Origin of the sequence: Pandoraea pnomenusa (assembly GCF_000767615.3) — a bacterium.
Lineage (GTDB): Bacteria > Pseudomonadota > Gammaproteobacteria > Burkholderiales > Burkholderiaceae > Pandoraea > Pandoraea pnomenusa.
The window spans coordinates 102,733-128,626 of record NZ_CP009553.3 but is presented as its reverse complement, the minus strand read 5'-3'; the positions used below and the strand labels follow the sequence as shown (position 1 = coordinate 128,626).

Annotated in this window: 27 protein-coding genes; 3 read left to right on the top strand and 24 right to left on the bottom strand. The window is 65.2% G+C overall.

Annotation, left to right across the window (positions count from 1 at the left end):
- Positions 1-99: 99 nt before the first annotated feature.
- From flgL to flgB, 11 genes are all read right to left on the bottom strand, one after another.
- The gene (gene flgL / locus LV28_RS24635) at positions 100-1,335 is read right to left on the bottom strand and encodes a flagellar hook-associated protein FlgL (RefSeq protein ID WP_023598374.1); all 1,236 of its coding nucleotides are present in this window, start codon (positions 1,333-1,335) and stop codon (positions 100-102) included.
- 16 nt (positions 1,336-1,351) lie between these two features.
- Entirely contained in the window at positions 1,352-3,340 is a 1,989-nt protein-coding gene (gene flgK / locus LV28_RS24630; RefSeq protein ID WP_023598373.1) for a flagellar hook-associated protein FlgK, read from the bottom strand.
- Positions 3,341-3,486: 146 nt separating this feature from the next.
- A complete protein-coding gene (flgJ, locus tag LV28_RS24625) occupies positions 3,487-4,374 on the bottom strand; it encodes a flagellar assembly peptidoglycan hydrolase FlgJ (RefSeq protein WP_023598372.1) in 888 nt (295 codons plus the stop codon).
- A 1-nt stretch (position 4,375) separates the two neighbouring features.
- Complete coding sequence (locus LV28_RS24620; RefSeq protein WP_023598371.1) at positions 4,376-5,560, bottom strand: flagellar basal body P-ring protein FlgI; 1,185 nt, start codon at positions 5,558-5,560, stop codon at positions 4,376-4,378.
- Positions 5,560-6,273: a flagellar basal body L-ring protein FlgH gene (locus LV28_RS24615; RefSeq protein WP_023598370.1), complete on the bottom strand. Its 714-nt coding sequence runs from the start codon at positions 6,271-6,273 to the stop codon at positions 5,560-5,562. Before LV28_RS24615 ends, LV28_RS24620 begins: the two co-directional genes overlap by 1 nt.
- An 11-nt stretch (positions 6,274-6,284) precedes the next feature.
- Positions 6,285-7,067, bottom strand: a complete 783-nt coding sequence (flgG, locus tag LV28_RS24610) for a flagellar basal-body rod protein FlgG (RefSeq protein ID WP_023598369.1) — start codon at positions 7,065-7,067, stop codon at positions 6,285-6,287.
- 34 nt (positions 7,068-7,101) lie between these two features.
- A complete protein-coding gene (locus LV28_RS24605) occupies positions 7,102-7,845 on the bottom strand; it encodes a flagellar basal body rod protein FlgF (protein WP_023598368.1) in 744 nt (247 codons plus the stop codon).
- 41 nt (positions 7,846-7,886) lie between these two features.
- On the bottom strand, positions 7,887-9,143 hold the full coding sequence (gene flgE / locus LV28_RS24600; protein ID WP_023598367.1) for a flagellar hook protein FlgE: 1,257 nt from the start codon (positions 9,141-9,143) through the stop codon (positions 7,887-7,889).
- A gap of 72 nt (positions 9,144-9,215) precedes the next feature.
- Positions 9,216-9,944 (bottom strand): flagellar hook assembly protein FlgD, encoded by a 729-nt coding sequence (gene flgD / locus LV28_RS24595; RefSeq protein WP_023598366.1) that lies wholly within the window; start codon positions 9,942-9,944, stop codon positions 9,216-9,218.
- A gap of 23 nt (positions 9,945-9,967) precedes the next feature.
- Positions 9,968-10,372: a flagellar basal body rod protein FlgC gene (flgC, locus tag LV28_RS24590; protein WP_023598365.1), complete on the bottom strand. Its 405-nt coding sequence runs from the start codon at positions 10,370-10,372 to the stop codon at positions 9,968-9,970.
- 5 nt (positions 10,373-10,377) lie between these two features.
- Positions 10,378-10,818: a flagellar basal body rod protein FlgB gene (gene flgB, locus LV28_RS24585; protein ID WP_038619278.1), complete on the bottom strand. Its 441-nt coding sequence runs from the start codon at positions 10,816-10,818 to the stop codon at positions 10,378-10,380.
- Between the two features lie 452 nt (positions 10,819-11,270).
- On the opposite strand from flgB, the gene flgA reads away from it, so the two are divergent.
- From flgA to LV28_RS24570, 3 genes are all read left to right on the top strand, one after another.
- Entirely contained in the window at positions 11,271-12,308 is a 1,038-nt protein-coding gene (gene flgA, locus LV28_RS24580; protein ID WP_023598363.1) for a flagellar basal body P-ring formation chaperone FlgA, read from the top strand.
- A 136-nt stretch (positions 12,309-12,444) separates the two neighbouring features.
- On the top strand, positions 12,445-12,783 hold the full coding sequence (gene flgM / locus LV28_RS24575; protein WP_023598362.1) for a flagellar biosynthesis anti-sigma factor FlgM: 339 nt from the start codon (positions 12,445-12,447) through the stop codon (positions 12,781-12,783).
- Positions 12,780-13,238 (top strand): flagella synthesis protein FlgN, encoded by a 459-nt coding sequence (locus LV28_RS24570; RefSeq protein ID WP_023598361.1) that lies wholly within the window; start codon positions 12,780-12,782, stop codon positions 13,236-13,238. The genes flgM and LV28_RS24570 overlap by 4 nt, the downstream gene beginning before the upstream one ends.
- 8 nt (positions 13,239-13,246) lie before the next feature.
- Here the strand turns inward: LV28_RS24570 and LV28_RS24565 are convergent, their stop codons facing one another.
- The 13 genes from LV28_RS24565 to LV28_RS24510 all read right to left on the bottom strand — a co-directional run bounded on the left by LV28_RS24565 (position 13,247) and on the right by LV28_RS24510 (position 25,871).
- A complete protein-coding gene (locus LV28_RS24565; RefSeq protein ID WP_023872632.1) occupies positions 13,247-13,573 on the bottom strand; it encodes a type II toxin-antitoxin system HicB family antitoxin in 327 nt (108 codons plus the stop codon).
- Complete coding sequence (locus LV28_RS48215) at positions 13,563-13,817, bottom strand: toxin HicA (protein ID WP_072619129.1); 255 nt, start codon at positions 13,815-13,817, stop codon at positions 13,563-13,565. The genes LV28_RS24565 and LV28_RS48215 overlap by 11 nt, the downstream gene beginning before the upstream one ends.
- Before the next feature lie 175 nt (positions 13,818-13,992).
- Entirely contained in the window at positions 13,993-14,721 is a 729-nt protein-coding gene (locus tag LV28_RS24560; protein ID WP_023598359.1) for an RNA polymerase sigma factor FliA, read from the bottom strand.
- Positions 14,722-14,758: 37 nt separating this feature from the next.
- Positions 14,759-15,604 carry a MinD/ParA family ATP-binding protein gene (locus tag LV28_RS24555; protein WP_023598358.1) on the bottom strand — a complete coding sequence of 282 codons (846 nt, stop codon included), beginning with the start codon at positions 15,602-15,604 and terminating at the stop codon, positions 14,759-14,761.
- Positions 15,597-16,865: a flagellar biosynthesis GTPase FlhF gene (gene flhF / locus LV28_RS24550; RefSeq protein ID WP_023872633.1), complete on the bottom strand. Its 1,269-nt coding sequence runs from the start codon at positions 16,863-16,865 to the stop codon at positions 15,597-15,599. Before flhF ends, LV28_RS24555 begins: the two co-directional genes overlap by 8 nt.
- Positions 16,862-18,967, bottom strand: a complete 2,106-nt coding sequence (flhA, locus tag LV28_RS24545; protein ID WP_023598356.1) for a flagellar biosynthesis protein FlhA — start codon at positions 18,965-18,967, stop codon at positions 16,862-16,864. The genes flhF and flhA overlap by 4 nt, the downstream gene beginning before the upstream one ends.
- 3 nt (positions 18,968-18,970) lie before the next feature.
- Positions 18,971-20,122, bottom strand: coding sequence for a flagellar biosynthesis protein FlhB (gene flhB, locus LV28_RS24540; protein ID WP_023598355.1), 1,152 nt, complete (start codon positions 20,120-20,122; stop codon positions 18,971-18,973).
- A gap of 203 nt (positions 20,123-20,325) precedes the next feature.
- Positions 20,326-20,949: a protein phosphatase CheZ gene (cheZ, locus tag LV28_RS24535; protein ID WP_029754507.1), complete on the bottom strand. Its 624-nt coding sequence runs from the start codon at positions 20,947-20,949 to the stop codon at positions 20,326-20,328.
- A 53-nt stretch (positions 20,950-21,002) separates the two neighbouring features.
- Complete coding sequence (gene cheY, locus LV28_RS24530) at positions 21,003-21,401, bottom strand: chemotaxis response regulator CheY (RefSeq protein WP_023872635.1); 399 nt, start codon at positions 21,399-21,401, stop codon at positions 21,003-21,005.
- Positions 21,402-21,538: 137 nt separating this feature from the next.
- Positions 21,539-22,618: a protein-glutamate methylesterase/protein-glutamine glutaminase gene (locus LV28_RS24525; RefSeq protein WP_023598352.1), complete on the bottom strand. Its 1,080-nt coding sequence runs from the start codon at positions 22,616-22,618 to the stop codon at positions 21,539-21,541.
- Entirely contained in the window at positions 22,615-23,289 is a 675-nt protein-coding gene (gene cheD, locus LV28_RS24520) for a chemoreceptor glutamine deamidase CheD (protein WP_023872636.1), read from the bottom strand. The genes LV28_RS24525 and cheD overlap by 4 nt, the downstream gene beginning before the upstream one ends.
- A 1-nt stretch (position 23,290) precedes the next feature.
- Positions 23,291-24,235, bottom strand: a complete 945-nt coding sequence (locus tag LV28_RS24515) for a CheR family methyltransferase (RefSeq protein ID WP_023598350.1) — start codon at positions 24,233-24,235, stop codon at positions 23,291-23,293.
- 10 nt (positions 24,236-24,245) lie between these two features.
- Positions 24,246-25,871, bottom strand: coding sequence for a methyl-accepting chemotaxis protein (locus LV28_RS24510; RefSeq protein ID WP_023598349.1), 1,626 nt, complete (start codon positions 25,869-25,871; stop codon positions 24,246-24,248).
- Between the last annotated feature and the right edge of the window lie 23 nt (positions 25,872-25,894).

Below are 25,894 nucleotides of genomic sequence, written 5' to 3'. Positions count from 1 at the left end.
TCCGCAAAAGGACGACGGGCCACCCGGCATTGCCGCGTGGCCCGCGCTTGTCGACGTTGGAGACCTGGGGGAGACATGCTCCCGGCCCCGCCTCGCCGATCAGAGGAAGTTGAACAGCGAGAGCTTCTGGGTCTGCATGAAGCTTTGCTGCGATGCCTGCAAGGCAGCCTGCAACTGCGCGAATTTCGTTGCCGCCGAGTTCCAGTCCACGTCGAGCAGATCCGACAGTTGCGACTGGTAGTTCAGCGAATTCGTGTCGCCGATGTTGTTGAGCGACGTCAACTCGTTCATGCGCGAGCCTACCGTGGTGCGCACCGTGGTCACGTTGTCGTAGGTGTTGCCGAACAACTGGTTGAACGTCGTGAGCGCGTTGCTCAGATTGGCCTGGCCGGTGCCGTTGGTACTGTTGATCGGCGTCTTGAGCGTATTGATGAGCGCCTGCAGGTTGTCGAACACGTTCGTGCTGCCCTTGTTCGCCGGTTGCACCGTGTACGTGTCGCCCGTGGCCGGTGCGCCGGTAAAAGTCACGCTCTTGCCGCCGAACGCGATCGGCTGGCCTGCCGTGTAGGCGCCCGTCACATCGGCCACCGTGGTGTCCGTCATGTCCTTGACCGTGTAGTTGGTCGTGGGCGGCGTGGTCGTGTTGTCGATCGCGAAGCTGATCTGATACTGGTGGTTCGCGCCGGCGTTGGTCACGTCGGTCGTCGACACCGTGGAGTACACGCCCGTGCCCTGGTTCGTTGCGCTGCCGCTGATCACCGCGCTGGCCGTGCCGGCCTGGACGCCCTGGAAGATGGACGAACCGATGTCGTTGACGGCGATCTGGCGGTTCGGGCTGACCTGAACGTAACGCACGCCGGTGTCTCCGGCATATGATGCGCCGGTCGCCGATGCCACGTACGCGGCCGAATTGCCCATGAAGCCCGAGAACAGGTACTGACCGTTTGCGTCGGTCGTGTTCGCCAGCGAGAGCAGTTGCTGAAAGCTCGACTGCAGATCGGTGGCGATGGTCGCACGATCGTTGTCGTTGAGGGTGGGGTTGCCCGCCGCGACCACCTGCGACATCACGTGCTGCAACGAATTGATGATGCTGCCGAAGGTCGAGTCCTCGAGCTGTAGTTGCGTCGTTGCCGAGGCGCGGTTCGACGCGTACTGCGTGTTCATGTCGTTGTCCTGCGACACCGCCACGGCCTGCGCTGCGGCGATCGGATCGTCGCCCGGCGTGGTCACGCGCTTGCCCGAGGAAAGCTGCGCCTGGGTGTTGAGCAGATCAGAGGTGTTCTGGCTCATCGCCCGCATCCCCTGGTCGTAGATCATGTTGGTGCTGATACGCATCGCTGTGCCCCTGCGCTTAGTTGACCATCTGGAGGATGGTGTCGAACAGCGTCGACGCGGTCTGAATCACTTTCGAATTGGCCTGATAGAGCTGCTGAAACTTGATCAGATTGGCCGCTTCTTCGTCGAGGTTCACGCCGGAATTGGACGACTGTGCTTCCTGCGCCTGCTTGAGCAGCGTCTGCTGGGCCGCGCTGGTCGACTTGTACGTGTTCGTGGTCGAGCCCACGTACGACACGAGGTTCGCGTACGCGGACGCATAGCTTTGCGAGCCGCCGACCTTGGTCTTGTCGTTCTGCAGTGCCGACAGCGCCAGGCCGTTGCGGTTGTCGGTCACGGCGCCCGACGTATTCGGGGCGATCGTGAACGTATCGCCGTTGTTCGGCGTGCCCGACAGGTTCACGGTCATGCCGCTCATCGTGATCTTGGCGCCGTTCGTGGCGTCGTAGGGCACGGTGGCGCCCGCGGCGTAAGTGGTGGTCGTGCCATTGACCGTCACGGTCATCGGCGCCGGAGCCACCAGCGTGAGCGCACCGGTCGTGGCGTCCTTGCTGAACGTGAAGTTGACGGGTGCAGTCAGTACGTTCGAGAGGTAGGACGCGTCCACCGAGCCCTGGTCGACCTTGAGCGAACCGCCATTGGCCGTGCCCGTCGAGGCAATGATCGGAGCGGCCAGCGCGATCTTGCCTGGATCGGTGATCGCCACGCCGATGTTCTGGGCAGCGTTGCGCGTCGGCTGGATCGTGAAGCTGTCGCCCGCGACCATGCCCGCGGTCGTGACCGAGAAGCCGTCGGCGAACGCCGCGCCGGTGCTGTCCTGGAAGTTCAGCGCCGCGCCCGGCGTGGCCGGCGCGCCGGCAGTCCACTTCGCGCCGTCGGTCAGGCGCGTCATCGTGTAATTCGTGCCGTCGTAAGTCACCGTGTAATCGCTCGTGGTGACCTTCGAGGCGTCGGTGATCGAGGCGTTGAGCGTGGCCGCGTTCGAGTTGCCCGTGTTCGCGATGATCGTCGGATTCGGCACCGTGAAGAAGTTACCGCCGAGTTGGCCGTACAGATCCAGGCCCAGCTGGTTCTGTGCGTTGAACGTGCCGGCCAGCGACAGTGCGATCTGCCCGAGCGAGTTCTGGGCCTGCGTAAGCGCACCGCTGCGGAACGACAGCAGGCCGGCGAGCGAACCGCCGGAGATCGACGATTCCGGAATGGCGACCTTCGTGCCGTTGCCCATGATGTAGGCCACGGTCAGTTGCGACGGGTCACTCGTCGACGCGATGGTCGTGAGCTGGTAGGCGGAATTCCCCGAAACCAGCGACTGGCCGTTGCCGATGAAGACGTTGTACGAGCCGTTGCTGTCCTTCACGACGTTCGTCTGGACGATGGCGTTCAGGTTGGCGATCGCCTGGTCGCGCTGGTCGAGCAGGTCGTTGGGCGTGGCGCCACCGCCGTTGGCCTGCGCCTGCACGATCGCATCGTTGAGCGTGGCGATCTGCTTCGCGTAGGTATTGATCTGGTCGGTCGACTGCTGGATGTTGCCGTTCACGGCGGTGCGCAGCGACGACAGCGTGCCGGACAGCGACTGGAACATGCTCGTGAGCGTTTGCGCCGACGAAATCACCGTGGCTCGCGTGGCCGAGTTGTTCGGCGCGGTCACGATGGTCTGCAGGTTCGTGAAGAACGTCGACATCGAGGCCGACAGGCCCGTGGTGGAGCTGCCCAGCGCGTTGTTGATCTGCGAGATCTGCTGGTAGTACGTGTTGAGCTGGCTGTACTGGGTCTGCGCCTGGTTCGCCTGGTTGGCCAGGAACTGGTCGTACACGCGCGACACGTCGTTGACCAGCACGCCCTGGCCCAGGTAACCCACGCCCGTGAACTGGCTGTCGGCCTGGGTATAGCTGACGATCTGGCGGTTGTAGCCGGCGGTCCCCGAATTGGAGATGTTGTTGCCGGTGGTATTCAGGGCGAACTGGGAGGCGTTCAGCCCGCTCATGCCAATATTGATTAGGCTCATGATCTCGCGGCTTGAATAAGAGGCGCGCCCCGCGGTGAAATGACCGCTCGCGCGCCGTTACCGATGTGTTTACGGCAGTCCGGCAGCAATATTGAGGGTGACACGCCCCCGATCGCTTCGGGCGCGATGCCGTGCCGCTCGCCCCGTCAGGCGAAGTGCTTCATGATCTTGATGAGCTTGCTCGCGTACTGCGGATCGGTGGCGTAGCCGGCGCGCTGCAAATTCGTGGCGAAACCGGCGGCGTCGTTGGCGCTGGCCACGACCGATGCATAGCGCGGGTTCTTCGAAATCAGGTTGGCGTAGTCGGCGAACGCCTCGTCGTACGAGTGGTATGCGCGGAACTTGGCCATCACCCTGCGCGGCTGGCCGTTCACATACTCCGTCGTCGCCACCTCCACGGTCGGGCCGTTCCAGTTCTTGCCGGCCTTGATACCGAAAACGTTGTAGCTCGTGCTGCCGTCGGCGCGACGGATCTCGCGCTTGCCCCAGCCGGACTCGAGCGCCGCCTGGCTGAGCATGAACCGCGCCGGAATGCCACTGCTCGCGCTGGCGTTCTGCGCGGCCGTGGCCATGCGGTCGACGAACTCGCCGGCCACCGCAGGCGCGCCGTCGGCCACCCCAATGGCGTCGGCCGAGTTGTATGCGCGTCCTTGCAGCGACTGCTGACGCCCCATCGCGGCAGGCGGCAGTGTGGTGCCGGTTCTGGCGAGCTGCTTGAGCATGAGGTCGGCCAGACCGATGCCCTTGTTCGAGGCAAGCTGCTGGGCGAGCTGATCGTCGAGCATGCCGTTGAACATCTTTTCCTGATCGCTGCCCAGCAGCCCGCCGGACATCGTGGCCTCGCGCATGCTCTTGACCATCATCTGCGTGAAGACGGCCTCGAACTGCTTGGCGGCTTGCTGCGTGGCTTGCGGCGTCTGTTGATGGGCAGCGGCACGCAGCGCCGTGAGGCCCTGCATGTCGTAGGAGGCGCGTTGCGTCAGATCGGGCAGCGAGGCGCCCGCCGCGCCCGTGAGTCGGTTGCCGTCGGCCATATCAGATGATCTCCAGATCGGCGCGCAGGGCGCCCGAGGCCTTCATGGCCTGCAGAATCGACATCAGGTCCGCCGGACTCGCGCCAAGCGAGTTCAGCGCCTTGACGACGTCGGCGAGGTTGGCGCCCGCTTTGACCATCCTGAGCGCGTTGTTCTCCTGTTGGACGGAGATTTGCGAATTCGGGGCCACGACCGTCTGGCCGCCCGAGAACGGCGCCGGCTGGCTCACGTTGTTCTGGGTATCGATGACGACCGACAGGTTGCCGTGAGCCACCGCGCACTGCTGGATCGTGACATTCTGGTTCATCACGACCGAGCCGGTGCGCGCATTGATGATGACGCGCGCCGCGGTATTGTCGGGCTTCACTTCGAGGCTCTCGAGCTGGGCGAGGAATTGCACGCGCGAGGCCGGATCGGTCGGCGTGCGCAGCAGGATCACGCGCCCGTCGAGGGCCTGTGCGGTGCTGTAGCCGAAACGGCGGTTCACGGCATCGACCACGCGCTGCGCGGTCGAGAAGTCGGTCACATTGAGCTCCATCTGCACGGTGCCCGGCTGACCGCCCATGGCGGTCGGCACGGCGCGCTCGACGATGGCCCCGCTTGGAATGCGCCCCGACGCGAGCTGGTTGACCGTCACGCTCGATCCGTTGGCCGACGCGCCGGCCCCGCCCACGAGCAGGTTGCCCTGCGCGAGCGCGTAGACCTGTCCGTCCGGGCCCTTGAGCGGCGTCATGAGCAGCGTGCCGCCACGCAGGCTCTTGGCGTTACCCATCGACGAGACCACCACGTCGATCGCCTGGCCGGGACGCGTGAAAGCGGGCAGCGTGGCCGTGACCATCACGGCAGCCACGTTCTTCAACTGCATATTGGTGCCGGGCGCGACCGTAATGCCCAGTTGCGAGAGCATGTTCGTCATGCTCTGCACGGTAAACGGCGTCTGGGTGGTCTGGTCGCCCGAGTTGTCGAGACCGGCCACGAGGCCGTAGCCGATCAACTGGTTGTCGCGCACGCCCTGAATCGACGCCAGTTCCTTGAGCCGCTCGGCGTGGGCGACGCCCGGCACAACGAATGCGCCCGCGACGCCCACCACGCCGGCCACGGCAAACGCGGCGACACGGCGGCCGATGCTCAGGCAAAGCGGAGGGAAGCTAGGCGCACGGCGCGACAGGTACGGCATGATCGACATCAGAATGGCGAAATGTTGAGGAAGAAGCGCTGCAGCCAGCCCATGGTTTCGGCTTCGTTGATGTAGCCCTTGCCACGGTATTCGATGCGCGCATCGGCCACCTGCGTCGAAGGCACGGTATTCGCGCCCGAAATCGTCTGCGGGGCGACGATCCCCGAGAACTTGATGTACTCCGTGCCCTGGTTGATGGCGATCTGCTTCTCGCCGGCCACCGCGAGATTGCCGTTGGCGAGCACGTCCATCACCGTCACGGTGATCTGCCCCGAGAACACGTTGTTGGCGTTGGCCGCGCCCTTGGCGTCGAACTTGTTCGCACCGCTTGCGTCCAGCCCCTGGTTGTTGAGCACGCCGCCGATCACGCCCGGCGTCTGATTCAGCTTCAGGCTTCCGCTGCCGGCGCGCGTCGTATTGGCGGCCGAGTTCTTGCTCGCGGCCGTGTTTTCGTTGATGACGATCGTGAGAATGTCGCCAACGTTGCGCGGGCGGCGGTCCTCGAACAGCGGACGGTTCGAATACAGCGGGCGGTAGATCGAGCCTTCCGGGTCGGCCGCGACCGGCGGGGGCGGCGGACGCGTGGTCGTCGGCCCGGTCACCACCGGCTCCTGCGGCACGTAGGCGCAGCCCGCCAGACCGCTCAGCGCGGCGGCGGCCGCGAGCGCAAAAATCCGCGCGAGGCCCGCGCTGCGTGGCTTGAGGGTCGGTGAGGCGGACATGGCAAGACTCCTTACATCTGCGTCAGACGCTGCAGCATCTGGTCGGACGCCGTCACCGCCTTCGAGTTGATTTCATAGGCGCGCTGCGCCGAAATCATGTTCACGAGCTCCTCCACCACGTTCACGTTCGACGTTTCGACGTAGTTCTGGTTGAGCACGCCCGCGCCATTGGTGCCCGGCTGCGCGACGTTCGGCGCGCCCGAGGCGGCCGTCTCGGCGTACAGGTTCTCGCCCATGCTCTGCAAACCGGCGTTGTTGATGAACGTGGCGAGCTGGAACGTACCGATCTGCACGTTGGCCGTGCTGCCCGGCTGCGTGACCGACACGGTGCCGTCGCGCGCAATGGTGAGTGAGAGGGCGTTGGCCGGGATCGTGATCGCCGGCTGGACCGGGTAGCCCGAAGCCGTGACGAGCTGGCCGTTGTTGTCGACCTGGAACGAGCCGTCGCGCGTGTAGGCGGTCGTGCCGTCCGGCATGAGCACCTGGAAGAAGCCGTCGCCGTTGATGGCCACGTCCTTCGCATTGTTCGTGGACGTCAGGTTGCCCTGCGTGAAAATGCGCTCGGTCGCCGCCGGGCGCACACCGGTGCCCAGCTGCAGGCCCGACGGCAGCAGCGTTTGCTGCGACGACTGCGCGCCGGGCTGGCGGATCGTCTGATACAGCAAGTCCTCGAACACCGCCCGGCCCTTCTTGAAGCCGTTCGTGCTGGTGTTGGCGAGGTTGTTGGAAATCACGTCCATGTTCGTCTGCTGGGCGTTCATGCCGGTGGCAGCGATGTAGAGCGAACGGATCATTGGGTTTTCTCCCCGAATACGGTTGCGGCGCCGATCAGCTGAAGTTCAGCAACTGGTTGGCGGATTGTTCGTTGGTATCGGCCGTCTGCAGCATCTTCATCTGCATTTCGAAGGCCCGCGACTGCGAAATCATGTTCACCAGACCACTGACCGGGTTGACGTTACTCGCCTCGATCGAGCCGGCCACGACGACGACGTTCGGATCGACCTGTGCAGGGGCGTTGTTGGCCGTGCGGAACAGGCCGTCGTCGCCACGCACCAGATTGCCCTCCGGCGGATTGACCAGCTTGAGCTGGCCCATCACGGCGATGGAGTTGGGCGGATCGCCCTGCCCGAGCGCCGAGATCGTGCCGTCGGTGCCGATGGTCACCGCGGCGCCCGGCGGCACGGCGGCCGGCCCGGCGTCGGTCATGATCGGCTGGCCGTGCAGCGTAAGCTGGCCGTCGGCCGTCATTTCGATGTTGCCGCCGCGGGTGTAGGCTTCGCGGCCCTGCGCATCGCGCACCGCAATCCAGCCCTGGCCCTGGATAGCCACGTCGAGCGGGCGGCCGGTCTGCTGCATGGCGCCGGGCGTGAAGTCGGTGCCCGGCGTGGACGTGGCCACGAAGGTGCGCGTGCCCGTGGTGCCGTCCGGGGCGCGCACCGGCGCCTGACGGAACGCCGCGAGCTGGGCGCGAAAGCCCGGCGTCGACACGTTCGCCAGATTGTTGGCCGTGGTCGACTGCTGCTCCATGGCCTGCTTTGCGCCCGTCATGGCGATGTAGATCAGACGATCCATCGACGGCCTCCGTGCAAGTTACGCATGCGCACCGCTCCGCGTTACAGGTTGACCATCGTCTGCATCAACTGATCTTCGGTCTTGATCGTCTGCGCATTCGCCTGATAGTTGCGTTGCGCGGTGATCATGTGGACCAGTTCAGCCGTCAGGTCGACGTTCGACGCTTCCACGGCGCCCGCCTGCAGCTTGCCGAGGTTGGTGCCGCCCGGCACGCCGACGATCGGGATGCCCGACGCCGCCGACTCCGACCAGAGGTTGTTGCCCATCGGGATCAGGCCCTGCACGTTGTTGAAGTTCGCCAGCGCGACCTGACCGAGCACCATCGACTGGGTGTTCGAATACGTGCCCACGATCGTGCCGTCGGCATTGAAGGTGAAGCCGGTCAGACGACCCGAGGAGTAGCCGTTCTGCGTGAGCGTGTTCGGCGTGTAGGTATTGCCGTATTGCGTGGTGCCCGACAGGTCGAGCGTCATGTTTCCGTTCGACGCGCCGTTAGCGTAGGTGATCGTGGGCAGCGTGATCGGGCCGGTCACGGTGGCGCCGGTCGAATCCGTCTGCGACACGAGGCTGCCGGCCGAGTTGAACGTCATCGTGCCGATCGGGCCGGCGCCGACTTGCGTCGTGCCGTCGACCGAGGCGTAGACCGTCCAGGTGGCGTTGTTGGTGGTCGTGTCGACGCTCGTCTTCTTGAAGTAGAGGTTCACGTCGTGCGAATTGCCCAGCGAGTCGTAGACCTTGAGCGACGTGGCGTTCGTGTAGGAATTCGGATCGGTGATCGAGAACGGCGTGGTGTTCACGGCGCTGCGCGAATCCAGGTTGAACTGGCCGGTGACCTTGGTCGTGGCCGTGGGCGCGAGATCACCCGTCGGAATTTGCAGATCGACCGGCGACACGCTGTTGATGATGCCGTTCGGGCCGGCCAGATAGCCGGTCAGGTGATCGCCGTTGGCGTCGACGATGTAGCCGTTCTTGTCGAGCGAGAACTGGCCGTTTCGCGAGTACGCGATGGTGCCGTTGTTCGACACGCGGAAGAAGCCGTTGCCCGAAATGGCCAGGTCGAGCTGGCGGTTCGTGACGGTGATGTCGCCCTGCGTGAACTGTTGCGCGATCGCCGCCACGCGCGTGCCGATGCCGACGGTGTTGTTGCCCGCGCCGAACAGCGAGTTGGCGTAGATGTCGGCGAATTGCGCCTGCCCCTGCTTGAAGCCGACGGTCGCCGCGTTGGCAACGTTGTTGCCGATCACGTCGAGGTCCTTGGAGGCAGCGTTCAGGCCGCTCAATCCGGTCGAAAAGGCCATGTGATACTCCTGAGATTCGGTTGACGACGCTGCGCGTCGTGGTTGATTCGTTAAGAGACTTGAGCGGTCGGGTTACAGAATTTCGCGCACGTCGGCGAGCTTGACGTTCGAGCCCGTGCCGACGTTGAGCATCGGCGAGCCGGTCGTGCTGGCCACCACGCTTTGGACCTGGGCGTAGGAGAGCAGCGTCGGCGTCATGGACTTGCCATTGGCCGAAGCGCTCACCGACAAGGTGTACTTGCCGTCGGCCACGGCGGTGCCCGAATCGTCCTTGGCGTCCCAGGTGAGCGCCTGGACACCGGCGTCGAGCGCCCCCGCGTTGACCGTGCGAACCACCTTGCCGGTGGCGTCCTTGATCTGGATCGTGACGGTGTCGGCGTCGCTCGGCAGTTCGAAACCGAATGGCGTGGCGGTCTTCGTGACCGTGCCGTCGGTGGCCGTGGTACTGCCCACCCCGATGGTGCTGCCCGGAATCAGCACGCCCTTGCCCACGAGCGCGGCGGCCTGCAGGCTTTGCGTCGAGTTGATCTGCGAGGTCACCGCCGAGAGCGTGGTGTTGAGCTGGGTGATGCCCGAGACCGTGCTGATCTGCGCGAGCTGCGAGGTCACCTGCGAGTTGTCCATCGGGTTGAGCGGGTCCTGGTTGTTCATCTGTGCGACGAGCAACTTCAGGAAGCTGTTCTGCAGATCGTCGGCGCTGCCGGCCGACGAGTTCGAGCTGGCGCTGCTGGCCGTGCCGTTGATCGAATCGAGGAACGTCTGCGAGAAGTTCGCGGCGTTCGACGTATTGATACTTGCCATGGTTCTGGTCTCCGCGCGGCTGCTTACTGGCCGACCGTGAGGGTTTTGAGCATCAGCGTCTTGGCGGTGTTGAGCGCCTCGACGTTGGCTTGATACGAGCGGGAAGCGGAGATCATGTTGACCATCTCTTCCACCGGATTCACATTGGGCATCGTCACGTAACCCTGCGCGTTGGCGGCCGGGTTCTTCGGGTCGTACACAGTCTTGAGCGGCGACGGGTCGTCGACCACGCCCGCCACCTTCACGCCGCCCACGTCGGCGCCCGCCACGGGGTTGACCTGAAACACGACCTGCTTGGCCCGGTATGGCTGGCCGTCCGGACCGGTCACCGATTCCGCGTTGGCCAGGTTGCTAGCCGTGACGTTCATGCGCTGGGACTGGGCCGTCATGGCCGAGCCGGCAACGTCGAAGATGCTCATGAGTGGCATGGCGCTTACCCTTGTTGCGTGATGGCTGCCAGCATCGTCTTGATCTGGCTGGACAGGACCGTGAGGCCCGTTTGGTAATGCACGGCGTTGTCGGCGAAGTTCACCCGCTCGGCGTCGAGTTCGACGGTGTTGCCGTCGACGCTCTGCTGGTATGGCACGCGGTACAGCAGCTCGGAGCCGCCCATCGGCGGTGCGGTGCTCACTGCACGCCCGGCGATGTGGCGCGAGGATGTGCGCGCGAGCGACACGCTCGACTCGGTGGCGAGTTGCTGCTGCGCGCCGCGCTCGACAGCCTGGCTCAGGGCGTTGTTGAAGTCGACATCGCGCGCCTTGTATCCGGGCGTGTCCGCGTTGGCGATGTTCGACGAGATCACCTCCTGGCGATAGGCGCGCATGGCCAGCGCCTGCTGGGAAAATCGCAATGCCGCGTCCAGTTTGTCCATGATCTCGCCTCGCCCGATGCTTGCCTTGATGCTGGGGTACCGCTCAAAGAAACCTGTCCGTCGGCGCTGGCGACGCGCCCGGACCGCTCAGAAGACTCTGGCGGACGGCGTGCGGTGCGCAGACGGGATGTCCTGCCGGGTCCGGGAAAAGTACGGACCTTTTGGCATGCTTCGCATCGTATGCGTAGCCCCCGGGATTCAATCGGAGGAATAGGAAGGAGATTGGCCGCCATTTCGGGCCATGCCCGGCAGGTCGACATCTCTAGAATGGCTTCCTGACGGCATCGGGCGGGGTTCGCCCCCCAGGCACAGGAGCACTGCCCGGTGCCGTCGGCTTCCCGGCCCGACGCGCATCGCGCCGGACGACGCCGACGATCGATAGGGAAGTCGTCGAGGTGGTTTGAACGCCGCACCCCGGGGAATCCCTCCCGGTGACGGCCGCAAGGAGAGTGAGCATGGCAGGCAAATTCGGCGGCGGTAGCGCCAATGCCCCCCGCGCGCGTCATACCTGGCTGCGCGGTCGACGCTCGTCCCTGTTTTCCCGCGTGTTCCCGGGTGTCGTGGCCGCCACGCTGAGCCTCGCGGCGGTTGGCATCGTGGGCGATGTCCATGCGGCAAGCGCGAACCCGGGCGTCGCCACCGATCCGGCAGCCCAAACGCTGGGCAATACGCTCGGACCGGCCGCCATCGTCATTCCAGGCAACAACACCGCCAGCGGTGTTGCGACGCATGTGGCGAGTGTCGGGCGTCCGGTTGCGACGGTGAACGCGCCGCCTCAGCCGGGTGCACCGGCCCAGGCGGGCGCCATGGCGGGTCCCGGCGCCCCGGTCGCCTCGGCCATCCCCGTCACCAACGCGCAGTTCCAGAACACCCAGGTTATTCGCCAGACGGCCGAGCGCTTTCTGCGCGAGCAGACGACCGGCCTGCCCGGCGCTGTCAACATCACGGTGGGCGACGCCGTGTCCGACCGCATGCCGGCGTGCATGGCGCTCGAACCGTTCCTGCCGCCCGGTGCACGTCTCTGGGGCTCGACGACGGTTGGCGTGCGTTGCGCGGGCGAGCGTCCGTGGACGCTTTATCTCCAAGCCCGCGTGAGCATCACCGCCACTTACTTCGTGGCGGCGCGCCAGATCAACCCCGGCGAGACCATCGGACCGAACGATCTGTCGCCGCGCCAGGGTGACCTCACGCTGCTGCCGCGCACGGTCGCCACCGACGCCGGCCAAATTGTGGGCACCGTCGCCGTTAACCGTATTACCTCGGGCCTGCCGATCCGCTCCGATCTGCTGCGCAGTGCGATTGCCGTGCAACAGGGACAGACGGTGCGCGTGGTCTCGCGCGGCTCCGGCTTCGAAGTCAGCACCGAGGGCCAGGTGCTTTCGCGCGCGAGCGCCGGCGATCCGGTGCAGGTGCGCACGCGCGCCGGGCAAGTCGTGAGCGGCACGGTCAAGACCGGCAAGAGCGGTGGCGTCGAGGTCGAAGTTGCACTATAAGTGAGCGCGCACTTTCATTGAAAGTCTTTGAATATTTGCAGAACACACCCAGGCGCTTGAACTGGTAACAGGATGTTACTTGCCTAAAGTTATGGCGGATAATGCCGTTACACAGGCAGGTTTCTGGGGAAAGCACATGAAAATCGAACCACCGGCCAATCCGCTGAAAGGCGTTGGCGCGAACAAGGCGACCACCGATCGGACGACGTCTGGCACTGCGAGTGCCAATGGTCCTGCTGCGTCCGTGACAAGCGCGGGCAGCGATGCGAGCGTGAGCACGAGCGCCTTGTCGTCGGAGATGCGCGCGTTGCAGGCCGGGCTGGCCAAGACGGGATCGGCGGATATCGACGTTGCGAAGGTGGCGGCGATCAAGCAGGCAATTGCCGACGGCACGCTGACCATCGATGCATCCAAGATTGCGGACGGCGTCATCCAGACGGCTCGCGATCTGCTTTCCACCCAATCGAAGTCATGACAATCGATGCTCTGCTGAACGCCCTGTCTGTCGAGACGAACGCCATTGGTGCGTTCGCCGCATTGCTTGGCGAGGAACAGCAGGCATTGGTGAGCGGTACGCTGGACACGCTGCCGGAACTGACCGAGCGCAAGACGCGAGCGGTCGCCGAACTGGCGTCGCTCGGTCGCGAGCGCGACGCGCGGCTGGAAGCCCTGGGTTATGCGCCCGACGAGACGGGGGCCACAGCTGCCGCCGCCGCTGACGCCCGGGTGGATGCAGCATGGAAGGCGCTCCTCGCCGCGGCCGCCGAAGCCAAGCGTGCGAACGACACCAACGGCGTCCTGATACGCACGCGCCTGACTTACACGCAGCAAGCGCTGAGTGTCCTCTACGGGCCGCAACAAAACGCCCCTCTCTACGGCCCCGACGGCCGCACCGCACCGCGCTCAAGCGGTGGAAGCGTGACGGCCTGAGGTGTTGCCTAGTTGGCGGCGAGTTTCAGGCTCGCCAGCCGATTCAGACTGACGCCCAATTCCGCAGCTTCTATCGCCAGCGCACGATGCAGCGTAGGGGGAATTCGCACGCGAAATTCTCCGCTGTAACGATGCTCTGCCAACGGTTCCGGCACTTTCTCGCCGTTCTCGTTCATATCGTCGACCACTTCCGCCACCACCTTTCGGATACCGCTCAACGCACCTTCCGGCGTTGCATCGAGCCAGGATAACGACGGAAATTCCGTACAGAGCCCAACATGCTCGCCGTCCTCAGGAGACCATGTGAGGCGATAGGTGTAGTGATTAATGTTCATGCTCAAGGCCCTCGAATTTGCGAACGGCATTCAAGACCTGGCGCACCTGATAGACCTTTGCCATCCCGCCTGAATTTTGCAAATTTACGCGAGGATCTCCGTACCACGGAGTTTTGAACACCACGTGGCTGCCGGAGCGGCGTGGTGGCCCGAAATAGATCTCACAAAGCGACATCAATTCGGTAAAACGCACGTTGGCGGGCTCGCGGGCAATCTTGGCGAGGAGTTTGGCAGCAGGTGGCATGCCAGAATGGTGCCAATAATAGCACCATCCACTCAATACGGAAGTTTCCGAAAAGTTGAGAAAGCGTAGTTGTCCGGATGCGCCGTACGCACACAAAAAACCCTCGGGAGCTATCGCTTCACCGAGGGTTTTCAGACGGGGCCTGACGGCGCCGCTTCCGTGTTTGGACGATCGATCAACTCGCCGACGTCCAGGCCTTTTCACGCAGCGTCGCCCGCAAGCGCGAAATCGCCTGACTGTGCAACTGGCACACACGTGACTCGCTGACTTCCAGCACCGCACCGATTTCGCGCAGATTCAGCCCCTGCTCGTAATACAGGCTCATCAGCAGCTTCTCGCGATCGGGCAATCGGTCGATGGCATCGACCACGCCGCCGCGAAGGCCCTCGTCGAGCAGCATCGTCAGCGGATCCGCGCCCGGATCGGAACAGATGCGGTCGATGAACGGCTCTTCATCCGCCGATTCGAAGTCCTCGTAATAGATCAGCTGGCAGCCATGCACGTCCTGCAGCATCTGCTGATACTCCGACAGCCCGATGGACATCTCGCCCGCAATCTCACTCTCCGACGGCCCCCGGCCCAGACGCTGCTCCAACCGCTGCACCGCCTGCTCGATCTGACGCGCTGTCTTGCGGATACCGCGCGACGCCCAGTCCAGCTCGCGCAACTCGTCGAGCATCGCGCCACGAATGCGCTGACTCGCGTACGTCTCGAACTGCGCGCCCTGCGTCTCCTGGTACCGGTTCGCTGCATCGAGCAGCCCCAGCATGCCGGCCTGAATCAAATCCTCCAGCTCGACGCTCGCCGGCAGCTTCGCCATCAATTGCAGCGCCAGACGGCGCACCAACGGCGCGTATTGGGTCAGCGTGTCGTTCGTGTCGACCTTCCCGCGCGCGGTATACATGTTTCCCTCCGCTTCCTCTCGACGCGTGCCGTAACGCTCAGACCGTGTGCGCGCTGAGCGCGCCCACACCGTGCGTCAACTCGCCGCCGCCCAGCGCCGCCGGGCCCGACTCACGCACCGCCAACGGCCAATGCGTGACCTGTGCCGCCAACTGACGATACGCGATCGCCGCGGGCGCCATCGGAAACGCATCCACAACGGTGCGCATGAGCTGACGCGCCCGCATGACCTGGCGGTCTGCCGGTACGTGACCCGCCAGCTCCAGCGACACCGCCAGATAACGACTCGCCGTCGTGGCCAGATTGCGGCACACGACGCGCGCCTCCATATCCTCCGCCCGGTTCACCACCACCCGGAATTGCGCCAGCGCATATTCGAAATGCGCCCGCTTGATCCACGAATACGCCCCCGTGATCGATGCCGGCTCGCGCCCCAGCACCACCAGCACGTCGTGCGCGTGCGCCGCGAGCGGACTGAGCAGCGCACCCGCGTGCGTGCAGTCGATGACCACCACGTCGGGCTCGCCGATCGTCAGCAGCGGCAACGCGCGCGCCGGATCGATGCGCTCGGGATGGCGGTGCGCCACCGGCACCAGCGCCACGTTGTCGCGTGTGGATACCCGAATCGACTCCGGTGCGACCCGCCCCGCGAGCACGTCGTGAATGTCGCCTCGGAGCGGCACGCCCAGCGCCGGCGCGGCATGACCGCTCTCGTCGGCCAGCACCACATCCTGACCATGATGGGCCAGCGCACTGGCCAGATTCAGGGCAACACTCGTCTGACCGGCTTCAGGCGCACTTCCCACCACCGCGACGATACGCGTGGTATGGCGCGCCACGAGCCGGCGCAGTCCCTCCGCTTGATCGAGTACGAGTTTAACCAAAGCAGGCCTCGCCTGAAGGTTGCGCGGGCGCGAACAACCCGCTGTAGTTGGGATCGACCCCGCGCACCACGGCCGGCAAGTCCTCTTCGGCCGGCACGAACGGCGAACCGGTCACCGGCGCCGAGAGCGCCGTCTCGATCAGGAATTGCTTGTCGGCCACGTGCAGGTTCTCGGGCACCCGCTGTCCCGTGGAGACGTAATGCACCGGCAACCGGTGACGAATGACCGTGTCGAGCACCGATCCCAGGTTGGTCGTCTCGTCGAGTTTCGTCAGGATACACCCGGCCAGGTCGCCACCGCCCTCCGCGCTCGCGCTGCGGTAGGCGTGCACCACTTCGTTGAGCGTGTCGCCGTGGCTCGTGGCGTTGAGCAGCAGCAGGCGCTGCACCGGCGTTTCCGCGCCGCACAGCATCGCCACCTGCTCGGGCACGGTGCGATCGCGCTGGCTCATTCCCACCGTATCGATCAGCACCATGTGCTTGTTGCGCAACTCGGTCAGCGCCAGACGCAGGTCCGTGGCGTCTTTCACGGCATGCACCGTCACGCCGAGAATCTTGCCGTAGATGCGAAGCTGCTCATGCCCGCCGATACGATAGCTGTCTGTCGTGAGCAGGGCGAGCTTCTCGGCGCCGTGACGCATCACGCAACGCGCCGCGAGCTTGGCCGTGGTCGTGGTCTTGCCCACGCCGGTCGGCCCCATCAGCGCGTACACGCCGCCGCGGTCCATCAGTTCGTCTTCGTTCGGCATGACGGGCAGGTTGCGCGTGAGCGCGCTCTTGACCCATTCCAGACCGCTTTCGCGATCGCTGCCCTCGGGCAGATGCTCGAGCAACGCGCGGCCCAGTTGCGCGGAAAAGCCCGCGGCAAGCAGCGTGCGCAGGATCTCGCCCTGCGCCGGCGAACGGCGTTGCTTGTCGTTCCAGACCAGCCCGGCCACCTGCTCTTCGAGCAGACCGCGCATGGTCTGGAGCTCGCCCATCATGCTTTGCGCGAACGCGCTCGCCGCCGCGGCGTCGTGCGCGCCCATGACCGGCGCTGCCGGCACGGCAGGCACGACCGGCGCGGCCGGACGTGGACGCGGACGATGCGTGGGCAGATCGCCGCTCGCGAGCACGTCCAGATCCTCTTCCGCCAACGCCACGATTTCCACGCCGTTGGCGACCGAGCGGTTGGACAACACGACCGCATCGGGTCCGATTTCCTCGCGAATCTGGCGCAGTGCGTCGCGGCACGTGCCCGCAAAGAATTTCCGAATCTTCACGCTTGACCTCCGATGAGTGCCGTCATTTTCACGTTGCGTGTGTCAGGCACTTCCGCATACGACAAAACCTTGAGCTGCGGCAGGCTGCGGCGCAGGAAGCGCGAGAGCAGCGAACGCAGCGGATGTTGAACCAGCAAGACAGGCGGCAAGCCCTGTCGCTCCTGACGCGACACGGCAGCCTGGGTTTCGCGCAGCAACGTGTCCGCGAGGCCCGGTTCGAGACCGGTACCGCCGCCGGCGGACAACGCCTGCGTGAGAATGCGTTCGAGATTGGCGTCGAGCCCGACCACTTCGAGATCGCCGTTGCCCGGGAACACGCTCTGCGTGATTGCCCGGCCCAGCGACAGGCGCACCAGCGCCGTGAGTTCGTAGGGGTCCTGCACACGCGCGCCGTGCTCGGCGATGGTGTCGATGATGGTGCGCATGTCGCGAATGGGCACCTGCTCCTCGAGCAGGTTCTGCAGCACCTTTTGCAGCGTGGTGAGCGCAATCGTCTTGGGCACCAGGTCTTCGATGAGTTTGGGCGCGTCCTTGCCGATGCGCTCGATGAGCTGCTGCACCTCCTGGCGGCCGAGCAGTTCGTGCGCGTGCGCGTTGATCAGGTGATTCAGGTGCGTGGCTACCACGGTGCCCGCATCGACCACGGTGTAACCATACGCCTGCGCCTGGTCGCGCTGGCCCACGTCGATCCACGTGGCCGGCAGGCCGAAGGCCGGGTCGCGCGTGGGTGTGCCCTGCAGCGGGGCGCTGACCTGCCCCGGATCGATCGCGAGCAGTTGTCCCGGATAGGCGTCGCCCTCGCCGATGATCACGCCCTTGAGCGTGATTCGATACTGGTTCGGGCGCAGTTCCAGGTTGTCGCGAATGTGCACCACCGGGGCCAGGAAGCCGATTTCCTGCGCGAACTTCTTGCGAATGCCCTTGATGCGCTTGAGCAGTTCGCCGTCCTGGTTGCGGTCGACCAGCGGAATCAGGCGATAGCCGACCTCGAGCCCCAGCGGATCGACGAGCGCCACGTCGTCCCACGACGCTTCGGCCACTTCGGCCGGCGCGGACGTGGCCACCGGCGCCGGGCGCGCGGCCTGTTGCCTGTCGGCCTCCGCACGGCGGAACTGCCATCGGGCCAATGCGCCCAAGCCGACGGCCAACAGCAGGAAGGCGAAGTGCGGCATGCCCGGAATCAGCCCCATCAGGCCGAGAATCGCCGCCGTGATGCCGAGCACGCGAGGATTGCTGAACAACTGCGAGACAACCTGCTGGCCGACGTCCTCATCGGTCGCCACGCGCGAGACCACCACACCGGCGGCCGTCGAGATCACCAGCGCCGGGATCTGCGCGACGAGACCGTCACCGATGGTCAGCAGCGTGTAATTCTTCGCCGCCGTGGCCAGATCGAGATTGTGCTGCACCACCCCGACGATCAGGCCGCCGATGATGTTGATGAGCATGATCAGCAGGCCGGCGACCGCATCGCCGCGCACGAACTTCGACGCACCGTCCATCGAGCCGTAGAAGTCGGCTTCCTGGGCGATCACCGCGCGGCGCTTGCGAGCCTCTTCCTCGCCGATGAGACCGGCGTTCAGATCGGCGTCGATGGCCATCTGCTTGCCGGGCATGGCGTCGAGCGTGAAGCGCGCGCCGACTTCGGCGATGCGCCCGGCGCCCTTCGTGATCACCATGAAGTTGATGACCACGAGGATGATGAACACCACGATACCCACGGCATAGTTGCCGCCCACGAGGAAGTGGCCGAAGGCCTCGATGACCTTGCCCGCGGCGTCGGGGCCCGTGTGACCTTCGAGCAGCACCACGCGGGTGGAGGCCACGTTCAGCGACAGGCGCAGCAGCGTGGAAAACAGCAGTACGCTCGGGAACGCCGCAAAGTCGAGCGGCTTTTGCGTATACATGCTCACGAGCAGCACCATCACCGACAGGGCAATGTTGAACGTGAACAGCAGATCCAGGATGAACGGCGGCAACGGCAGGATCATCATGCCCAGAATCATGATGATCAGCACCGGGGCGGCCAGCGATTTCAGGTTGCCGCCAAGGAGCAGTTGCGACGAGCGCAGCAGCTGGTTCGCGCGAGGGTTGAGGTTCATTCGTTACACTCGTTTCGGCCCGACGTGCCGCGGCGCGTCGAGCTCGGCCGGCACCGGCAGGTCCGACGGGGTGCGCGGCGCGGCGCCCCCCTCGGTACGCCAGCGGCGAAGCTGGAACACCCACGCCAGCACTTCGGCCACGGCCGTGTACAGGGTGGCGGGGATTTCATGGCCGATCTCCACGTGACGGTGCAGCGCGCGGGCGAGCGGCGGGGCCTCGAGAATCGGGATGTTATGCTCGGCGCCCATCTCGCGGATGCGCTGCGCGACGAGATCGACGCCCTTGGCGAGCACGCGCGGCGCGCGCATGTTGTCCTTGTACTCGAGGGCGACGGCAAAGTGCGTCGGGTTGGTCACGATCACGTCGGCCTTGGGCACGTCCTGCATCATGCGCCTGCGCGCCGCCTGGCGCTGTAACTGTCGGATATGCGCCTTGAGGTGCGGATCGCCCTCGGATTCCTTGTTCTCCTGCCGCACTTCCTCTTTGGTCATGCGCAGCTTCTTGTAGTGCTGCCAGAGCTGGTACGGCACGTCGATCGCCGCCACCAGCAGCAGCGACGCCACGATGAACGCGCAGCACACCACGATCATCTCGCCCACGTACGGCAGCGCCGCGCGCGGCGACTGGGTCATCAGGCCCATCACGGCATCTTTGTCGCGCGCGATGGCCCAGTAGGCCACGGCGCCGACCAGCAGCGTCTTCGCCACGGCCTTGACCAGCTCGATGAGCCCTTGCGTCGAGAACATGCGCCCCAGCCCCTTGAGCGGGTTAAGGCGACCGAAGTTGGGTGCGAGCGATTGGGTGGTGAACAGCCAGCCGCCCAGCGCCATCGGCGCGACGATCGCGGCAACGACCAGCACGGCAAACAGCGGCGCGATGGTCATCAGGGCGTCGGCGCCGGAATGCGCGGCATACGACAGCATGCGGCGGGTGTCCATGGCGGTGCCCGGCTCGAATTGCATGCCGCGGCGCATGAGCTGGCCGAAGCCCTGCGAGATCCGGTCGGCCGTCATCCACAGACCGGCGACCCCGGCCGCCAGCAGGGCGAACGTGGAAAGCTCGCGCGAACGCGCAACCTGTCCCTCCTCGCGCGCCTTTTCGAGGCGCCGAGGGGACGCTGGTTCCGACTTTTCGAGATCGCTATCCTCAGCCATGCCCTATCCACAACGGGCGGACGAACCCACCCTATCGCGACCGATTATGGCCGTAACGGTCAAGTCACAAAGGGGGGAATAGAGGCGGGAATGGGCGGTATTTCACGCCGGCGGCAAAAATGGCGCCGCAAGGCGCCCGGCGCCGGACCCGCCGACACGGTTCGACGGGGCCGGGCCGAATTCGGGTTCGGGACGAGGCGGCCTCAGAAGCCGAGACTCGCGAGCAGGTCGTCGACCTGCTCCTGGTCGGACACGATATCCGTGCGGCCTTCCTTCTTGATCTGCGGACCGTTGAGCAGGGAATCTTCCGCTTCCTTGCGCTTCTCGGGCGGCATGTTCTCGAGCAGCGTCTGGATCAGATGCTTTTCGATCTCCTGCACGACTTCCATGACTTTCTTGATGACCTGTCCGGTCAGATCCTGAAAGTCCTGCGCCATCATGATTTCCATCAGATGGTTGTTGGTCGCGCGGGTGTCGTCGGGCACGCGGCGCAGGTAGGTTCGCGTTTCCTGCACGAGCTGGCGCGCATCGTCGAGCTCGAGCGGTTGGTCGAACCACTTGGCCCAGCGCGCGTCGAGCGCGGCGGCGTCCGTTTCGAGACGCTCCTGAATCGGCTTGGCCAGTTCGATGGCCGTGAGCGCGCGAACGGCCGCCTGCTCGGTCATCGACGCGACATAGTTCAAACGGTCGCGGGCATCGGGAATCGCCTCCGCCGCCTGCTCGAGTTGCTTGTCCAGCCCGAGTTCGCGCAGATTGTCGCGCAACATGCGCGTGAGCTGCCCGATACGCATGAGCATGCGCTCGGCCGGGTCGGCTTCACCGGTCACGTAAGCGGCGTCGGGCTCGCCCGGCCATTCAGTGCTCGCGTCGTGGGTCACGCTCAGGCCCCCGTTTTTTCCATTTTCTCGAAGATCTTGCCGAGCTTCTCGTCGAGCGTGGCGGCCGTGAACGGCTTGACCACGTACCCGCTCGCGCCGGCCTGGGCGGCAGCGATGATGTTTTCCTTCTTGGCTTCGGCCGTCACCATCAGCACCGGGAGCTTCGCGAGGTTCGGGTCGGCGCGGATCTGCTGGAGCATCGTCAGGCCGTCCATGTTCGGCATGTTCCAGTCCGAGACCACGAATTCGAAATTGCCGCCACGCAGTTTGGCCAGGGCGGCCGCACCGTCTTCCGCTTCATCGACATTGGAGAAGCCCAACTCCTTGAGCAGGTTTCGCACAATGCGTCGCATCGTCGGGAAATCGTCGACGACCAGGAATTTCATGTTCTTGTCTACCATCATCACTCCAATTCTGCCGACATCCCGCTGGGATGCCGGCGATATTCACGGGCAAAATCCGCCATCACTCAGTGCCCTGAGTGTGCTCGCAATCCGAGGCGAAGCATACGGCGAAAAGGTGCCAAAAAGGCGTCCTACTATACCCGTTGCGTGCGTTCGCCAAATTTCGCGACCTGATGAAGCACTTTGCGCGCCATTTCGTGCAACGGCACCACCTCTTCCGCCCCGCCCATCGCGATGGCCTCGCGCGGCATGCCGAACACGATACAGCTCGCTTCGTCCTGGGCGAACGTGTACGCGCCGGCGCGGCGCATCTCCACCAGTCCGGCCGCACCGTCGCGGCCCATGCCCGTGAGGATCACCCCGATCGCGTTACGCCCGGCGTGCACCGCCGCGGAGCGAAAGAGTACATCGACCGATGGCCGATGTCGATTCACCGGCGGAGCCGGGTCGAGCAACGCCACGTAGTTCGCGCCGCTGCGCGAAAGCTGAAGGTGGGTGTCGCCGCCCGGGGCAATGTACGCGTGCCCCGGCAACACCCGCTCGCCATGCTCCGCTTCCTTCACGGTGATGCGGCAAAGCCCGTTCAGGCGCTGCGCAAACGACTTCGTGAAGCCCGCCGGCATGTGCTGTGTGATGAGAATCGCCGGTGCATCGGGCGGCATCGGCACGAGCACTTCGCGAATCGCTTCGGTCCCCCCCGTCGATGCGCCGATGATGATCAGCTTCTCGGTCGACACCAGCGGGTTGCGCAGCATCGGGGCGGCCTCGACCGGTGCGGGCACCGCGCTCTTTGGCGGGGCGCTGCGCACGCGGGCCCGGGCCGCCGCGCGAATCTTGTCGGCAATCATCTCGCCGTATTCGAGCATGCCGTCGCGAATGCCCAGACGCGGCTTCGTCACGAAATCCACCGCGCCGAGTTCGAGCGCGCGCAGCGTGACCTCGGAGCCGCGCTCGGTGAGCGACGACACCATGAGCACCGGCATCGGCCGCAGACGCATGAGCTTCTCGAGGAAGTCCAGGCCGTCCATGCGCGGCATTTCGACGTCGAGCGTGAGCACGTCCGGGTTATGTTGCTTGATCAGGTCGCGCGCCACGAGCGGGTCGGGTGCGGTCGCCACGACGGTCATGTCCGGTTGCGCATTGATGATCTCGGTCATCAGGCTGCGCACGAGTGCGGAATCGTCCACGCACAGGACTTTGATTGGTTCGCTCAAGCCTCCTCCATTTGTCGGTTGTCAGGCCCCGGCCGAGGCTTGGCATTTCTGGCCGGTGGCGCAAAGAGTTCTACGGAGCCCCGTACTTCGCGTGCGCGCAAACGCTGCGCGTACGCCTGTTCGCGCTGGACGATGGCCGGATCGCCCCGGTCGCCCAGCTTCTTGACCATCACCCGGCCGGTGCGCGGCAGAAAGCACACCTTGCGCGGATGAGGTCCGAGCAGATCCTGCGCGGTCACGCGAATCTGCTCCATCTCGAGATAGCGCAACACGAAATTCGCGTTGCGATCGCCGATGTTCAGTGTGGTCATGCCCGCGAGCACCGCGCCGCCGCCGAAGACTTTCGCCTCGAGACGTTCGCGTCGCGCGCCGAGCTTGATCAGCTCGTTGATGAGCATTTCCATGGCGTAGGCACCATAGCGCATCGATGCCGAGAGAATGCGCTCGCGCTCGCTCTCGCCATCGTCGGGCAGCATGAAATGATTCATGCCGCCGATGCCGGTGACCGTATCGCGCACGCACGCCGCCACGCACGAGCCAAGCACCGTCACGAGCATGATGTCTTCGGTCGTGACGAAATACTCCGACGGCAGCAACTTGACCGCCGGCGTGTTGAACTGGTTGTCGAAGTAATGGTTGGTCGCGAGAGCTTCCGCCAGTGGCTGCGCCATATCAGGCTCCCCGTGCGCCCGCACCTGCCAGTTCGTACACGGTCTGCCCTCGCAGACGGAACGCCCGGCTCACATACGTAAAGTTCTCGGAATGGCCCGCGAAGAGCAGACCGTCCGGCTTGAGCAGGGGCACGAAGCGCTCGAGAATGCGCGCCTGCGTGGCCTTGTCGAAATAGATCATCACGTTGCGGCAAAAGATCACGTCGAACGGACCGCCGATGTGCCACGACGGCGCGAGCAGGTTCAGCGGCTCGAACGTCACCAGCTGCTGCAACTCGGGGCGCACCTTGATCTTGCCCGCATTCGCCCCCGTGCCGCGCAGGAAATGACGGCGCAACTGCTCCTGCGAGAGTTTGCCGGTCTGCTCGCCGTTGTAGACCGCTGCCGAGGCCCGCGCGAGGACCTGCGTGTCGACATCGGTGGCCAGCACGCTCGCGTTCGGACGCGAGCCCAGCGTGTCGACCAGCGTCATCGCGATGGAATACGGCTCCTCGCCTGTCGACGCCGCACAGCACCAGATCGAGATCGGCTTGGCGCGGTTGCGCACGAAATCGGCCAGCAGAGGGAAGTGGTGCGACTCGCGGAAGAACGATGTGAGGTTCGTGGTCAGCGCGTTGGTGAACGATTCCCACTCCGCGTCGCCGGTGTCGGCCTCGAGCATGTCGAGGTATTCGGTGAAGCTCGTCATGCCAAGCGCGCGCAGGCGCCGTGCGATACGGCTGTACACCATCTCGCGCTTGTGCTCGGCCAGGGCGATCCCGGCACGCTGATAGATCAGATTGCGGATGCGACCGAAGTCGGCCAGCGAGAATGAGAAATCGCGCTCGCCCGAGAGGGCCGCACCGCTCGCGCGCGCGAATTCCGCGCTGCGCGAGCCGCTGCCGTCCGCGTCGGCGCCTGCGGCCCCCCGACGTGAGAACGGTACGTTGTTGCGCGAATCAGTCATGGTCGCTCACTCAGGCGGCGCGCGCCAATGCCGGCGCCGGTTCGCGGTGCGCGGCGCGCATCGCGTGCACACTGCCGCCCGTGCCGGTGTTGCCGGTTTGGAATACCGACACGGCCACGCGCAGGTCATGGGCCTGCGACTCCATCGCCCCGGCCGCAGCCGCGGCCTGCTCCACCAGCGCGGCGTTCTGCTGCGTGACTTCGTCCATCTGCGCCACGGCGCGATTGACCTGCTCGATACCGCTCGACTGTTCGGCCGACGCCGCCGAGATCTCGCCCATGATGTCCGTCACGCGTTTGACCGCCTGCACGATCTCGTCCATGGTACGGGCCTGCTCGGCCACGAGTGCCGTGCCGTCCTGCACGCGGCGCGCCGAGTCTTCGATCAGCGCCTTGATTTCCTTGGCCGCCGCCGCGCTGCGCTGCGCCAGCGTGCGCACCTCGCCCGCCACCACCGCGAAGCCGCGACCCTGCTCGCCCGCGCGCGCCGCTTCCACCGCCGCATTGAGCGCCAGAATGTTGGTCTGGAAGGCAATGCCATCGATCACGCCGATGATGTCGACAATCTTGCTCGAGCTGCTGGAGATACCGTCCATGGTCTCGCCGACCTGTCCCGAGACCTGACCGCCGCGCAGGGCGATTTCCGAGGCGTTGACGGCGAGCTGGCTCGCCTGGCGTGCGTTGTCGGCGTTCTGCTTGACGGTCGCCGTGAGTTGCTCCATCGACGAGGCGGTTTCTTCCAGCGAGGCGGCCTGCTGCTCGGTGCGTGCCGACAGATCGGTATTGCCCGCCGCGATTTCGTGCGCGGCCGTGGTGATCGACTCGGTACCCTGCCGGATCTGCCCGATGGTCTCGGCCAGCGTTTGCTGCATGCGCTGCATGGCATAGAGCAGGCTCGCGGTGTCGCCCGGCGCCACCCTCACCTGGCTGTGCAAATCGCCGCCGGCAATGCGATGGGCGATTTCCGCCGCGTACTCGGGCTCGCCGCCAAGGCTGCGCTGAACGTTGCGGATGATCGCCATCATGGCGATCGTGACGACGATGCCGATCGCGAGCAAGGCAATGCCATAGCGGGCCAACGTGGCGTAGAACGCGTCGTCCACGTCCTGCACGTAGACACCGCTCATCAGGCCCCAGTCCCACGGCGCGTAGTACTTCACGAACGAGACTTTCGCGAGACGCTTCTCGCTGTTGGGCATGCGACCGTAGTACTCGACGAAGCCCGCGCCCTTTTGCTTGGCCACTTGAGCCATCTCGACGAAGAGCAGCTTGCCGTTCGAGTCCTTGTAGTTGGAAACGTCCCGGTTCACCAGATCGGCGAGCGTCGGGTGCATGAGCACGACGGGCTTCGAATTGAAGATGACCAGATAGCCGCTTTCGCCGTAACGCATGGACTTCAGCCGCTCCATGGCCTGCTGCTTCGCCTCGTCGACACTGATCTTGCCCGCCGCCGCCTGTGCCGCGTAGTCGCGCACGATGCCGTCGGCGCTCGTGACGATGTTTTCCACCGAGGCCCGCCGCTCCGTCATCATCGTGTCGCGTTCGTGCCAGGCAGCCCAGCCGCCGAGAATCAGAAGCCCCAGCCACATCAGCGCCAGCGCGGACCAGAGTTTTGCCTTGAGACTCAACTGCATCATGGTGTGACCTCCACTACCCGCGC

Excerpts from the sequence above, each read along its gene's own strand:
- LV28_RS24510 (WP_023598349.1), bottom strand. The coding sequence starts at position 25,871 with ATGATGCAGTTGAGTCTCAAGGCAAAACTCTGGTCCGCGCTGGCGCTG.
- flgE (WP_023598367.1), bottom strand. The coding sequence starts at position 9,143 with ATGGCCTTTTCGACCGGATTGAGCGGCCTGAACGCTGCCTCCAAGGAC.
- flgJ (WP_023598372.1), bottom strand. The coding sequence starts at position 4,374 with ATGGCCGACGGCAACCGACTCACGGGCGCGGCGGGCGCCTCGCTGCCC.
- flgC (WP_023598365.1), bottom strand. The coding sequence starts at position 10,372 with ATGCCACTCATGAGCATCTTCGACGTTGCCGGCTCGGCCATGACGGCC.
- flgA (WP_023598363.1), top strand. The coding sequence starts at position 11,271 with ATGGCAGGCAAATTCGGCGGCGGTAGCGCCAATGCCCCCCGCGCGCGT.
- flhA (WP_023598356.1), bottom strand. The coding sequence starts at position 18,967 with ATGAACCTCAACCCTCGCGCGAACCAGCTGCTGCGCTCGTCGCAACTG.
- flgM (WP_023598362.1), top strand. The coding sequence starts at position 12,445 with ATGAAAATCGAACCACCGGCCAATCCGCTGAAAGGCGTTGGCGCGAAC.
- LV28_RS24620 (WP_023598371.1), bottom strand. The coding sequence starts at position 5,560 with ATGTCGATCATGCCGTACCTGTCGCGCCGTGCGCCTAGCTTCCCTCCG.
- cheD (WP_023872636.1), bottom strand. The coding sequence starts at position 23,289 with ATGGCGCAGCCACTGGCGGAAGCTCTCGCGACCAACCATTACTTCGAC.
- flgG (WP_023598369.1), bottom strand. The coding sequence starts at position 7,067 with ATGATCCGTTCGCTCTACATCGCTGCCACCGGCATGAACGCCCAGCAG.
- LV28_RS24560 (WP_023598359.1), bottom strand. The coding sequence starts at position 14,721 with ATGTATACCGCGCGCGGGAAGGTCGACACGAACGACACGCTGACCCAA.
- LV28_RS24570 (WP_023598361.1), top strand. The coding sequence starts at position 12,780 with ATGACAATCGATGCTCTGCTGAACGCCCTGTCTGTCGAGACGAACGCC.
- flgL (WP_023598374.1), bottom strand. The coding sequence starts at position 1,335 with ATGCGTATCAGCACCAACATGATCTACGACCAGGGGATGCGGGCGATG.
- LV28_RS24605 (WP_023598368.1), bottom strand. The coding sequence starts at position 7,845 with ATGGATCGTCTGATCTACATCGCCATGACGGGCGCAAAGCAGGCCATG.
- flgK (WP_023598373.1), bottom strand. The coding sequence starts at position 3,340 with ATGAGCCTAATCAATATTGGCATGAGCGGGCTGAACGCCTCCCAGTTC.
- flhB (WP_023598355.1), bottom strand. The coding sequence starts at position 20,122 with ATGGCTGAGGATAGCGATCTCGAAAAGTCGGAACCAGCGTCCCCTCGG.
- LV28_RS24515 (WP_023598350.1), bottom strand. The coding sequence starts at position 24,235 with ATGACTGATTCGCGCAACAACGTACCGTTCTCACGTCGGGGGGCCGCA.
- LV28_RS24615 (WP_023598370.1), bottom strand. The coding sequence starts at position 6,273 with ATGTCCGCCTCACCGACCCTCAAGCCACGCAGCGCGGGCCTCGCGCGG.
- flgD (WP_023598366.1), bottom strand. The coding sequence starts at position 9,944 with ATGGCAAGTATCAATACGTCGAACGCCGCGAACTTCTCGCAGACGTTC.
- LV28_RS24565 (WP_023872632.1), bottom strand. The coding sequence starts at position 13,573 with ATGAACATTAATCACTACACCTATCGCCTCACATGGTCTCCTGAGGAC.
- cheY (WP_023872635.1), bottom strand. The coding sequence starts at position 21,401 with ATGGTAGACAAGAACATGAAATTCCTGGTCGTCGACGATTTCCCGACG.
- LV28_RS48215 (WP_072619129.1), bottom strand. The coding sequence starts at position 13,817 with ATGCCACCTGCTGCCAAACTCCTCGCCAAGATTGCCCGCGAGCCCGCC.